Here is a 12,840-nt window from a genome sequence, read left to right on the forward strand (position 1 = left end):
ATTTGATCACGGGGACACTTGGGTCTATCCCCTTATCTCCCTCGGTTAGTTCGTTGCAGCAGATTCGATATGCGTAGAGCCCCTTCCTCTCCGGGATTCACGCCAACCAAAAGTATGGCCCCTCCAAAATATTGGAGAGGCCATACTGTGCCTTACGGATTCCCGGTTACCGGAGATTCTCTATGGTGTCGTATTCGAGCGTGAATAGATCTCTTCTGATTTCGGGAATTCTACCGCCGGTGACAGGCGCAGTTCCCCGGAATCCTCGTAACAATAGAGACCGAATTCGCCCGGCCCAGAGAACCCGCACTGCCCGGCCGCGAAGTTGACGGAAACCCACTTGTCGCCCCCTGCAGGCACGGTGTCCATGCCCCAGGAGAACTCGCACACATCCTTGGTGTCGGCTTTCTCCATCAGTTCGCTCAGCTGAAGCTGCGCCCCTGCGGAGATGGTTCCCTTCCCGCCCTTCTTGAAGTTGATCCAGTCTCCTCCGGGGTTGCTCCAGGAGCCGACGACCTCACCTTCCTTCGGGACGGGATACCCTTCCTCCTTTTCGCAGGCGGACACGCCGGTGACGAGGACGGTGGAGACGACGGCGGCGAAGAGTGCCCGTCGGCTTCGCCTAGTACGGCACATAGACTTCCTCGATCCAGTTGATCCTCACAGTGATGTCCTTCTGGCCGTCGGGCCAGATCCGTTTGACGCCGTCAGAGCCTGCCTTCGCGATCGGGTTAGAGCTTCCGTTCTTGTACCCGTCGTCCGTCGGGTTGCGAAGAGCCGAGGCTACCGTCATGCGGTTGGACACCGATACCCGCACCTGGCCGACCCGTGCTCCGTGATCCCACTCCGAATCTGTCTTGGCCGGCTGGCAGGACACCCCGAGCAGTTCGTAGGAGAGGTTGTAGGAACCGAGCGCCATGCTCGCGGGGCTGCCGCCGTAGATTCCCTCGGTGAAAAACCCGGTAAAGTCCGTGAGCACCTCCCAGAGCTTCTCGCCGGTGGTCCGCTTCACGTGAGACTTGTCGAACCTCCCCTTTTGCGTGTAAACACCGTCTTTGATCAGGCCCCGAATCTTGCTGAGAAACGATCTGAAGTGGGTCTCCGTGCGAAGCTGCCTGACGAATTCGCCGTCCGGGGGAAGCGTGACCTCGGGCGGCCCGCCCATCGCCCAGAGCGTGACCAGTTCCTGGGCATTGAGGTCCAGGACCTTCTCCTTCCCCTCCTTGCGTTCCGGCTTGGGGTTTGGCCCCTTCTTGAAGGTGATCTTGGCCGTCGTGCTGTTCTGAGTCTGGGTGACTACCGCGGTGAAGGTGCCGCTTGAGCCCCCAGATGTGCCCTTGCTGGTGTAGGTCTGGGTGTAGCTCCAGTCCCAGCCCCCGTTGTCGTTGAGCGTCCAGGTTTCGGTGCCACCGCCGCAGGAGCTTGATGCGCCGCCACACGCTCCGTCTGGGCGGAGGCCGGTGGGGTCGGCCAGGGTGACGGGGGTGTTGTTGGCGTAGGCGTAGCCGTTGAGGGACTCATGGTCGTCGGGGGCAAGGACCGGGTCGACGGAGAGGAAACGTCCAGTGGCCGGGTCGTATTCGCGGGCGCCGACGTGGGTGAGTCCGGTGTCGGCGTCGGCGGGCTTGCCGAGGAATCCCTTGTCATCGGGCCAGGCCGACGGTGCGGTGCCACGGCTTTCGCCGAAGGGCTTGGTGTAGCGGCGGGTGACGGCCTGGGTGGTGGCGTCCACTGTCATCGAAGCGGTGCCGTGGTGGTCGTCGACCATCCAGGACAGGCTGGTCTCGGTGCGGACGGCGGTGGCATCACCGGCCGGGTAGTAACGCTGGGCGGTGAACTTCTTGGCGGCCGTGTCGTAGTGGAGTTCCTGACCTCCCAGATAGAGGACGGTCTTGACGGGGCCGCGGCGTATCAGGAGTTCGCCGTTGGCGTCGTAGAGGTAGTCGGTGCTCTTGGCGCCTTCGGTGAGTCGGGTGAGTTCTCCTTCGATGTCCCAGGTGAGACTCTGCGCGGTGCCAGTGGGGCCGTAGCGCTTTGTGGTGTTGCCCTGCTCGTCGTAGGTGTAGGTCTTGGCGGTGCCGCCGTTGACGGTGACGGAGGTCAGGGTGTGGGGCTGTCCGGTGCCGGAGGCGTTGACAGCGGGGTAGCCGTAGCCGGTATTGGTGTCGCCGGTGGCTTTGTGCTCGGTCTGGGTGTCGCGCAGGCCGCCGGGCTTGTAGGTCCAGCTGGTCCAGTACGGGGCCGGCCCGCCGAGGGCGGACGCCGCGCGGGCGGTGGTGCAGTCGTTGGAGGACGGCGTCCACGCTTCGGTCAGACGGCGGTAGCCGTCATAGGCGAAGCACTGGGTGTCCTTGCCGTTGGCGTTGTCGGTGATCGACTTGACGTTGCCAGAGGCGTCGTAGACGTAGTTGGCGTCGCTGGTGTAGCCGGTGTTGGTCTGGTCGACGGTGTGGGTGTTGGCCAGGCGGCGGGTGCCGTCCTCGTAGCGGTTGAGGATCTGGAGCTGCTTGGCATCGGTGGAGGTGCCCAGGCGGGTCTCCTCGATCTCGCCGTACGGGGAGTAGCCGATGTTCTGGACGTAGTCGGTCATGCCGTCGGTGCCGGTGAGCATGCCGAGGGCGTTGTAGCTGTTGGTCACGGTCTCGGCGGGAAGACCGGCTACCGCGGGGAGCGAGGTGGACTGGACGGTGCCGTCGATGTTGTAGGTGGTGGAGGTGGTGAACGTCTGTGGCGCGCCAGCAGTGTCCACCAGGGGGTCGGTGGCGGCGATGACGGTTTTGGTGCCCTTGGGGCGGCCGAGCGCGTCGTAGCCGGTTGCGACCTGGGAGTAGATCTTGCCGGTGGTGCCTCCGACGTAGCGGATCGACGCTGTCGGTTTGCCCTTGGCCAGGGAGTCGTAGGTGAACTTGGTCAGCTGGTGGGCGTTGTCCTTCACCCCGTCCCAGGTGCCGATCTTGCGGCCGAGCTCGTCGTAGTCGGTGATCAGGGTGCGGGGGACCTGGTTCAGGGTCGTGGTGGTGGTCACCGGCTGGTCGGCTTCGTTGTAGGTGGTGTAGACGGTGCCCTTGTCGGGGTCGGTGGAGGTGGTCTTGCGGCCGCGCAGGTCGTAGTCGTAGGACCAGACGGCGTTGTCCGGACCCGTCATCTTCGTCAGCCGGCTGGACGCGTCGTGCTCGAAGAGCGTGCGGGTGTAGTCGGTGCCGGTCGGGGCCGGGCCGCCGTACTCACGGCGCTCGATGAGCCGGCCGCGGGCGTCGGTGACATGCAGGGTGCCGGTGCCGCCCGCGGCGGCGGTGACGGCGGTGCGGTCGCCCTGGTACTCGGTCTTGGTGCGCCACTTCTCCTGGTCGTAGACCCGGAAGATCGATTCGGTGGCGCGGCCGGCGGCGTCGAAGACCGTCTCGGTGGAGGCCGGGGTGGAGCCGGGGTAGGTGTTGGCCAGGGTGCCTGAGGGGGCGTTGTTGTCGTGGATCTGGCTGTTGGAGATGTATGCCAGGCCGCGGTCGTCGTAGAGGGTTTCGGAAATCACCCGGCCGCCGTTGGGCGCGGGGACCTGCTTCTGGCGGGACCGCAGCAGGCTGTCGAGGATCTCGTAGGAGTTGTTGTAGGTCTTTCCGTCGGCCTTGAGGGCGTCGGTGCGGACCCAAGTCTCCTTGTCGTTGTTGATGCTGTAGGCGTAGACGATGCTGGCTGCGTCACCGAGCGCGTGGGAACGGTCCGGCTTCCAGACCGACCGCAGGCGGCCAAGCGCGTCGAAGGACCACTCGGTGACATTGAGGTTGGCGTCGGTGGTCTTGGTGGCCGTGCCCCAGGCCGGGTCCACCTCGGTGGTGGAGGTGTAGAGCTTGGGGTCGATGTCGGTCTTGGACGTCAGCGGGCCGTAACCGGTGTCATCGGGGACGTAGGTGGTTCTGACCGTGCGGTTGAGGGCGTTGGTCGCAGTGAGCGGGCGGCCCAGCTTGTCGTAGGTGGAGCCGGAGACCTGCTGGTAGACGGGCTTCTTGTCGACCGCACCGTAACTGGCCACGCGGTATGAGGCCGTGATCTCGCCCTTGGTGGGCGCCACACCGGCCGCCTGGTTGTCGTAGGCCGTGGTGACGTCGGAGATGACGTCCCCGGGGATCGCTGGAGTCTGCTCGCAGGAGGCGGAGTACACCTCGACGCGGCCGACAGCGGCCACCAGCCAGGCCGTCGTGTTGCGGGCGTAGTTGGTCCGCGTGCAAACCTCGTCGCCGGTCCTGGCGGTGTCGCCACTGTCCTCCACGGTAATCGGCATGCCGTACGTGGTGTCGTACGTGGTCTTCTGCTTGACCGTGCGGGTGCCGGTGGAGGTCTTGGTGCGGGTTGTGGTCTCGTCGGCCTGGACGATCCAGGAGTCGGTGGTGCCCCAGCTGTAGGCATGGCTGCCGGTCTTGTGGGACCAGGGGTTGTTGATGGTGCCGCTGACTTCTTCGGTGCCGTTGTAGGCGATGGTCTCGCGGACGAAGCCGGCGTACTGGCGGGAGTCGTCGATAGCGGTGCCGGTGGAGTCGGTGACCTTTTCCATGCGTGCGGTGCCGTCGAGTTTCTTCTCGCCGTTCAGGCCGCGCATGTAGAGCGTTACCTTCTTGCTGCGCGGGCCCTCGGAGTCGCCGGAGGTTTCCACGACCTTGCCATAGCCGCGCCACTGCGACCAGGTGCGGTTGGAGGCCTTCGTCAGGCCCTCGTCGTCGGCGTAGGCCCAGCCGGCGCCGCCCTGGTAGTCGTAGTACTTCTCGCCGGTGTCGCCGTGGCCGTATGGGTCGTCCCGGAAGACGGAGGTGACCACGTACTTGTGGAACCAGTCGGTGACCGGGGTTGCCCCGGACTGGGACCACTTGACCGGGAAGCAGCGGCGGATGTTCTTGTCGATGTCCGCTGGCATGCTCGAGCCCCAGATGCAGTCAGGGTCGGAGTAGTTGGCGGTGAGGGTGGAGCCGGTCTCGGACTTGATTTTGCGCACGCGCCATTTGATGTAGCGCAGGGTGTCCGGGCCGCTGCCCTCGACGTGGTTGGGCAGTTGCATGCCGTCGAAGGTGACCGGCGGCATGGCGGCTGCGGTGGTGTTGGCCTTGCCGGTGTTCTGGATGGACTTCAGCCACAGACTCGCCGAGGAGGCGTCGCCCGTGTCGGGAAAGTTTTGGTCCAGGTGCCAGGTGTCCACGTCCCGGCGGGTGGTGCCAGTGCCGGTCCACACGGAGGTGGTGATGTCGGTGAGGCGCTTGCGGGTGAAGAAGGCCGGGCCGATCTGGGTGGTGCACTTGGTGCCCGACGCGCAGATCATGTCAAATGGCACGTCGGGCCAGTTGGCCTTGGTGTCCGCCGTCAGGCTGGAGCAGCCACCCGAGGTGACGCAGCGTTCGGCGTAGGTGAAGCTGACCTGCTGGGCGGCGGGCTTGGAGTAGATCAGGTCGCTGCGCAGGCCGTAGTCGATGCGGTCGAGGTAGCCGCCTCGGGTGTAGCCGGTGCCGTTGACAGTGGTGTCGGCGTTCTTGGAGTAGTAGTTCGTCTCCTTGCTGTACCAGTAGGTGGAGGCGTTGTCGTGGGTGTCCACGACGTAGTCCAGGTTCCAGCGCCATGCCTGGTTGCAGGAGGAGTCGGCGAAGCCGGTGGACTTGTAGCAGGGCTCTCCGGAGTCGTCGCCGAAGACCGGGACGGTCCACACGGAGTTGGTGACGGGGTCGTCGTCGGTAGTGGCGGTGGTGCCCTTGTCGCTCCAGCCGGGCATCCGGTGCTTACCGAAGAAGTACTGGGTGCCGGACGCGTCCGTGACCTTCCAGTACTCGGTGTTGTCGTCGCCGTTACCGGTGGCGCCAGTCAGGTGCTCGACGCGGGTGCCGTCCTCGTTCTTCGCCTTCCAGGTGCCGCCGGACGCCTGGGACAGGGCTGCGGTGTCGCAGGACGCCTTGTCGGCGCAGGGGTTGACCAGTTCGACGGCCTTGCCGTTGAGGACCAGGGTGGCGTTGGCGTACTTCCAGCACAGGTCGCCCTTGCCAGCCTGGCCGTCGTCCTTGCAGGAGCCGTACTTGCGCTCAATGTAGGACTCGGTGATCGAGAAGCCCTCGCCGACCACCGAGGTCTGATTGTTCTCCCCGGCCGTGCGGCCGTCCACCGAGGCCGAGTTGTAAGAGATGGACAGGTTCGGGGACGGGCCGGCCGTCGCCGGGGGAACCCGCAGCGGGTAGTTCCAGGTGAAGTCACCCGTACTGCCACCGGCCTCCCAGGTCGCTGTCGGGGACAGCGGGGTGGAGGCGTAGTCGCCTCCGCCGCCCGAACTGTCTGCCGCCGCCGCCAGCAGCACCGGGGCGCCGACTGCGAGGGTGCGGGCGGAGACAGTGCCCGTCAGGGTCTGGGACTCTGCGTCGTTGTCCGCGTTTGCGACTGGGGTCTGGGTGCGGCAGGACTTCCTCTCCGGGGTGGTGAGCGCACACGCCGGGAGCTTCACCAGGCGTAGACGGGGGCCGTAGTTGCCGCCGTAGACGTCGTTGAAGATGGAGTAGTCCAGGGAGATCCGGAGATTGTCGGTGTCGCGGGCGGGGTCTCCGGATGCGGTTTCCGCCGGGTCGATGGTGAGCAGGACGCCGTTGACGCCCGCCTTCTTCGCGGCCGACTGGGAGTGGACGCTGAGCGCCACCTCGTCGGCCGGACCGGTGGCCTTCGCCTTCGTCTTGCTCTTCGCCAGTTTGGGTGCCGGGGCTGCGGGTTCCTGGGCCAGCTCCACGTCGAGCCCGCCGACGGTGACAGGGGCCTTGCCGGTCGCCTCGACCTCGGCAGTGGCTTTCCCGGCCTTCGGCCATGCGGTTTTCTTCAGCCGTTCACGGGTCTTGTCCGAGGCGGAGGCGGCCTTGTTCTTCGGGGCCTTGGACGCGCCGGGCTTGAACCTGCCTACCTTGTCGATCTTCGCCTTAGGCCGGTCCTCCAAATGCTTTCGGGCTGCCGCGGTCTGGGCCTGGGCGGCGAAGTCGTACCCCGAGGGAATCACAACTTGCGGAAGGACAGAGAGGGAGACGACGAGGGCACCGCGGCCGAGCCAGCGGCGTATGGCCGCCCCTGGCAAGCGCTTACGGAAGGGGGGCGAGGACACAGTTACTCTCCGTGTTCGATGATGGATGGGAAACGCTCCGGCAACGGCATCGGCCGCGAGCGCTGCCTTTGGCGCGCGCCCGTCAAGACGCGCGTGCTACGGGAGACTTGGAGAAGTACGAGACGGCCCGGGCGCCGGCATCAGCAGCACCCGGGCCTGAACAGGTCGGAGATCGCGCAGCAGCGCAAGCACTCCGACCGGCCTCGCTTCTACCGCTGCTCGATGTTGTGCCGGTTGGCGATGGTGTCGGTGGAGGTGGCTCCGGCCCAGACGCGGACGCTGTCGATCTTTCCGGGGAAGTAGCGCGCGGCGGCGCCGTTGATCTTCGCCCGGCCGATCTCGAACGTCCCGCCGCCTTGCCAGGAAGTGGAGTACGGCACGCCGTCCTCGTCGCCCATCAGGGCGCTGTCGACGTACAGCCTGAGCGCGCCGAGTTTGGAGGTGTCCTCGGGGTCGGCTGCCGCCTGGGCGTCGTAGACGACGCTCAGCATGACGGGCACTCCCAGCTGAGCGGTGGTGAATGCGGTGGATTCACTCTTGGTCCAGGCGGCTCCGGTGCCGTCCTTGTCGGGACGGCCGAACGTCCACCGTCCCTGGGTGCTGCCGGCCGGCTGTTCGTACCAGACACCCCAGGAGGACTGGCTCGTCCCCGACTGGCCGAATACCTGCACCGCGTAGGACTTGGTGGTGTCGGCGAGCTTGGCGGGGTCCAGCGTGACCCAGGCGGTTGCGGTGAACGAACCGGAGTCGTCGAGGAGTGGGCCGGTGGCGGTGGCGTAGGCGCTGGTGCCGTTCAGGGTCATCGACTGCGTGGTCGTGACCTCTTCGCCGATATCCGGGTCTCCGGTGGTGAACTGGGTGAGCGCGGCCCCGTTGAGTGTCAGGTTCCGGCCGAAGCCGCTGGTGTCCTTCACCGTGGTACCGGTGGCGTTGGCCATGTCGGTGGCGTCCCACTTGGCGACGAGTGCCGGGACCGGGTCGCCGGCGGTGCCGTCGCTGATGTCCTCGTCCTCCAGCCAGGCGTCATGGGCGACCTCGGTGTCCGCCAGCGTGCGAGACCAGACCTTGACCTCGTCGATGGTGCCGGCGAAGTTCTCCTTGCCACTCGCCGAGGCCCACAGGCGGCCGACCTGCAGTCCGCCGGACGCCTTCCACGGGGTCACCGTGAACGGCACCGGCTCGCCCTGCGGGACGCCGTTGACGTAGAGCTGGATCGTCTGCGACGCCGCGTTGTAGACACCGGCGAGATGGGTCCAGGCGTTCAGGACCGGAGGTTTCGCTCCGATTGAGCGAGTGATCTCCGGACCCGAGACGTCCGTCTGGTGCCGGTTGAAGACCCAGGCGTTGGCGGCCGTGGAGTAGTACAGCTGGAACCCGGAGGCGTTCGTTCCCGCCTGGGACAGAACGGTGTAGTTGACGTCCTTCTTCTCCAGGCGCGCCCAGGCCGAGACGGTGAAGGACTTGGTGGTGTCGAGCACCGCGCCGGAGGTGGAGAGGTAGGCGCTCGTGCCGTTGAGCTTCGCCGCGCCGGAGCCGCTGCGGGCCAGGGTGTCCCAGGTGGCCCCCGAGGAGGTCAGCGGGTGCTGGGTGGCGGTGGTGGAGTCGGTGAGGGCATTGTCCAGGTGCCAGATCCCCGAGGGCTTCTCGGCGCCCTTCACCAGGAAGCTGTAGTAGCCGGTGAGCGAGCTGTGCCCGGCCGCGTCGAAGCCCCAGACCTGGATGGTGTTCTCACCGGCCTGGTTCGGCGTGATCGTCTGAGTGGTGGCCGCGCCCTTGGCGACGGTGATCGGGGCGGAGACCACGCCGCTGTTCAGCTTCCACTTGTAGCTGACGACGTCCGACTGGATGCCGGGCGTGGTGGGGTTGGTGTCCGCGGGGGTGAAGGTGAACTTGCCGGACGTGCCTACCCCGCCGGCGGCCGGATCGGTCTCGGCCGGCTTGTAGACGCCGTCCGCGCTGGTCACCACCGGAGGTGGCGGCGAATCGGTGTCGACCCGGAAGTAGCACCAGGACGACCAGGTCGAGTCCAGGACACCGGTGGCTCCCCGGTCCGTCTTGTAGTACGCCTGCGTCTTGACCCGCATCCGGTAGTCCGTCTGTGCCGGCAGCGCGCTGGAGGTCGCGTCGCGGGGGGCGTTGTCGGCCACCCAGGCGCCGTCCGGCGAGGCCGCGTACCAGGCGCGGCTGGAGCCGTCGGCCTTCCATACCTCGAACAGGGCGCGCACCTGGGCGTTGGCGCCGTCCGCGGACTGCACCGTGGCCAGCATCTTCGGCGTGGTGTCGCTGGTGGCGAAGGGCAGCGTGGAGGCGTTGCAGGCCCGCCCGGTGGTGCCTTGCTGGACGCCGTACGAGGTCGGCTTGTCCGGGTAGGAGACGTAGGTCACCGACAGCTTCGCGTCGTTGCGGAACCGTGCCCAGGCGGCGGCGTCGGACTCGTCGTGTGCGGTCAGCGAGAAGGTGATCTGCGCCGACTTGTTGGCGGCGTGGGACGCGAGGGTCGTCGTCAGATTCTCGTTCGTCTCCTCGCCCACGTTGTCGCTGAAGCGTACCCAGTTCGCCGGCTGCGACGGATTGCACAGGCTGCCCCGGCCGTAGGCCACGTTCCGGTCGCCCATCAGGTCGTCCGCGGCAGGGCGGGTCGACCAGGTCGTGCTGGAGGAGATGCCCTTGTTGACGTGGCTCAGGTCGTACCAGTGCGGATCACAGGTGAACGTCCACAACTGATACACCTCCAGCGTCGCGTCCAGGATCTTCTTGCCGTGGATCGACGAGAGCGGGTACTCGAAGTACATGCGCTGGGTGTACGGGCTGCTGGAGCAGAGGTAGAGGGCGTAATTGGAGCAGCGCCCCACGCCCTTGTCCCCGTCGAACTCCCAGTACTTGGTGCCGTTGGAAGCCAGGGCCGTCCAGTCGCCCAGCGCGATGCCCTTGGTCGGCGGATCGATGTAGAGCGGGAAGACGGTGTCCTCGCCGCGGAGCAGGGCCGGATCAGGGGTGATCTCCAGAGTGGTGCCGACGACCTTGAGCGGGAGCTCGGCCGCCGCGTCACCGCTGCCGGGGCCCTCCGAAGGCCCAGGCTCACCCCCGGCGGCAGGCAATGGGCCTGCCTCCTTCGCCTGCGATTCGCCCTTGGGCTCTGCTGAAACGGTGCGGTCGAGTTGCGTGGTGATGCCCGCTGCCGGGGTGTCACCGGCCGAGTCCCACATCCGCCCTGCCGGGCTCTCGAAGACCGGGGAGCCATCGCCGTCGCGGGCGACGAAACCGCCATCGGCTGTCGGGGCGATGTCCAGACCAGTGCCGGAGACGCTCATCCTGATCGTCTCGAGCGCCGGATTCTTTGCAGCCTCCGCGGTCTTGACCACGAGCACCGAGGTGTAGCCGGAGCTCAGCGCAGTCAGTTTCAGATCGACGTCCGGGAGGACTCCGGCATACGTGACAGCGTCGCCGTCGAGTTGGGGCTCCGGGAGCGCAGTGGGCCAGCCGAGCCGCAGCTCGTGTCCCTTGTCCTTCAGCGTGGCCAGTCCATCCCCGCTGCCGCCGCCGGAGAAAGTGAGACCGGCTGTCGTGTTCTTCGCCCGCACAGAGCCGTTGGTCTCGCGAACGAGGGTGGTGTCGATGGGTGCCCAGGTACCGTCGTCCCTCCGGGCACGGACCGGAGCCGCGTTCATTTCCTGCGTGAAGGTGCCGTCCGGGTTGGCGAAGACCTGGGTCGATTCGGTAGTCGCCCCATCCACAGCCACTCGCTCACCGGTCTCCCCCGCGAGAACACTGGCCTTCGACTCAAGAGTCCCGTCGACCGCTGTCGGGGCCACTCCGTCATGGGCTGTTGCCGGAGTCGCTCCGACCCCGACCACCGGAATCGCACTCCCCAGAAGTGCAACGGCTACGGCCCAACTTCGCACCGCCTGACGCCAGCTGTGCCCCCGTTCCTGAGTAAACACGCCCCACCTATCCCCTTAGTTTTTCTTTAAAAGAAACTGTGTGGATCATGTGTTGATCAAGCGTGATGGTCAACTGTGCCGTGCATCACATTGATCTATTTCGGCCAGCAGGGGCCGCGATGAACTGGGCGAAACGTCCCCGGGCTTGGTGCGGGCAACGCGATCTGGGCCCTGACCCTGGCCTGGTGAGGCGTCTTGTGGCCGTATGCCGATTTCTTGAGCCGGTGCCGCTCGGCGGCGGTCAGGGTAACCGGGCGCGCAGCTATCGCAGGCATCAGGGTGGCGGCCGATCGCGATGAGTGGGTCACGGGCCATGACGGACCGTCAGTATCCCGTCGGGATCACACATTGTCGGCGCCCTGACGTCGAGGCAGCCGCTACGGAAGGGCGACGCGGACTACCGCGGTGGCCGGGGCCTGGACCGTGCAGTCGTGCAGGCTCCCGCTGCGGCGGTCTCAGGCGACGGTGATACCGCTGCGGGGGTGTATCGGGGCGTTGAGTGAGGGGTCGACCAGTACCGGTGCCTCGGCCCGGGACCTCGCCAGGACCTGCGGATCGAGATAGGCGGTGGCCAGACCGGGGTCGGCAGTGCCCGCGTTGACGAGTAAGACCGTGTCCTACATGGTCATTTTGAGGAGCCGTTTGTGGCAGCAGAGGGCGGCGGCAAGTCCGAGAAAGGCCAGGTAGTTTCCTGGTTTGCGCTCGTAGCGGTGGTTGAGGCGGTGGTATCCGGTCAGCCAGGACATGGTGCGTTCGATGACCCATCTGCGGCGACCGAGTCGTTCGCGGGATTCGATGCCCTTGCGGGCGATGCGGACGCCGATGCGTTTGCCCTAGAGCCATCGCCGCAGGTGGGGGACGTCGTACGCCTTGTCGGCGTGAAGGCGGCGAGGCTTGGATTCGGTCGCGTGGGATTCGTGTCCCATGTGGATATGGGACAGCATCGGCTTCAGGGCCTGGCTGTCGTGAGTGTTGGCGGCGGAGAGGTCAACGCGTAGGGGCAGTCCGTTCGCGTCGGACAGGATATGCATCTTGGAACCTGGCTTGCCCCAGTCCACGGGACTCGGACCTGCAAGTTCGCCCCCTTTTTTTAGCGCGGATGTGCGCGGAGTCCAGGACCGCCCGGGACAGGTCGATCAAGTCCTGTTCGTCCAGAAGCTGGAGAATCTTCTGATGCAGCTGGCCCCACACCCCGGCTCTCGACCAGATGACGAAGCGGCGGTGAACGGTCGACTTCGACAGTCCAGCCAGCGCAGCACCGTGAACGGCAGGATCACCCGCCCGTGCTCGGAAGATTTGAAGTCGCTGCGCAGCAGGTCGGCCACCGACCAGACGAGCTTGGACAGATGCCCGGTGCCGTCACTCAAGCTGTCCTCCGCAGACCGGTGCCCGCCATGGGCCTGATCATCCCATGGCGGTGGCCGGGCCGGCCCACGAGGAACACGGGACGCCGACATGCCGGTGACGGTACCTGCGGACCTGGGCGTCGCCACCGTCGTCGACTACGCGAAACGGCGCGGCCTGGAGCCAGCGGGCAAGCGCATCGAGAAGGTTCCGTGCGGTGGGCCGGGGCTGGAGCCGCTTCTTGCGGATGGCCCGCATCCCAACGCGTGTAGTCAACGGTCCAAAGGCAGCGAGGAGGTTCGAGGTGATCCCGTTCAGCAGGGAATCGAGGGCCTCGTGTTGGCGCCAGCCGTACGGGAAGGCGTCTCGCACTTGCTGGACAATGGTGGGTGACGATTGGCTAGCACACCCCAGGCGAACGAAGCGGGCTCATTACTCAGGACGACCGGAGCA

The 12,840-nt window shown here is 66.3% G+C and carries 5 protein-coding genes and 1 pseudogene; 1 reads left to right on the forward strand and 5 read right to left on the reverse strand.

All coding sequences use genetic code 11. The features are described from left to right. Positions 1 to 180: 180 nt before the first annotated feature. The 5 genes and pseudogenes from AADR41_RS00475 to AADR41_RS42760 all read right to left on the reverse strand — a co-directional run bounded on the left by AADR41_RS00475 (position 181) and on the right by AADR41_RS42760 (position 12,500). Positions 181 to 567 (reverse strand): hypothetical protein, encoded by a 387-nt coding sequence (locus AADR41_RS00475; protein ID WP_342279334.1) that lies wholly within the window; start codon positions 565 to 567, stop codon positions 181 to 183. A 55-nt stretch (positions 568 to 622) separates the two neighbouring features. Further along, positions 623 to 7,060, reverse strand: a complete 6,438-nt coding sequence (locus AADR41_RS00480) for an RHS repeat-associated core domain-containing protein (protein ID WP_342279373.1) — start codon at positions 7,058 to 7,060, stop codon at positions 623 to 625. A 251-nt stretch (positions 7,061 to 7,311) separates the two neighbouring features. Continuing rightward, positions 7,312 to 10,842, reverse strand: coding sequence for a LamG domain-containing protein (locus AADR41_RS00485; RefSeq protein WP_342279335.1), 3,531 nt, complete (start codon positions 10,840 to 10,842; stop codon positions 7,312 to 7,314). 818 nt (positions 10,843 to 11,660) lie between these two features. Next, positions 11,661 to 12,288, reverse strand: a pseudogene (locus AADR41_RS00490) (IS5 family transposase); the annotation flags it as partial. Next, positions 12,180 to 12,500 carry a type I restriction-modification system subunit M N-terminal domain-containing protein gene (locus AADR41_RS42760; protein ID WP_446750964.1) on the reverse strand — a complete coding sequence of 107 codons (321 nt, stop codon included), beginning with the start codon at positions 12,498 to 12,500 and terminating at the stop codon, positions 12,180 to 12,182. The gene AADR41_RS42760 and the pseudogene AADR41_RS00490, both read right to left, overlap by 109 nt. Here AADR41_RS42760 and AADR41_RS00500 point away from each other — a divergent pair. After that, a complete protein-coding gene (locus AADR41_RS00500; protein ID WP_342279376.1) occupies positions 12,499 to 12,780 on the forward strand; it encodes a hypothetical protein in 282 nt (93 codons plus the stop codon). The two genes, AADR41_RS42760 and AADR41_RS00500, sit on opposite strands and share 2 nt — an antisense overlap. Positions 12,781 to 12,840 lie beyond the last annotated feature (60 nt).

Origin of the sequence: Streptomyces sp. CLV115 (genome assembly GCF_038448545.1) — a bacterium.
Classification (GTDB): domain Bacteria; phylum Actinomycetota; class Actinomycetes; order Streptomycetales; family Streptomycetaceae; genus Streptomyces; species Streptomyces sanglieri.

What these genes read in the sequence shown, in the direction of transcription:
- AADR41_RS00500 (WP_342279376.1), top strand. Translation starts at nt 12,499, where the DNA reads ATGCCGGTGACGGTACCTGCGGACCTGGGCGTCGCCACCGTCGTCGAC.
- AADR41_RS42760 (WP_446750964.1), bottom strand. Translation starts at nt 12,500, where the DNA reads ATGTCGGCGTCCCGTGTTCCTCGTGGGCCGGCCCGGCCACCGCCATGG.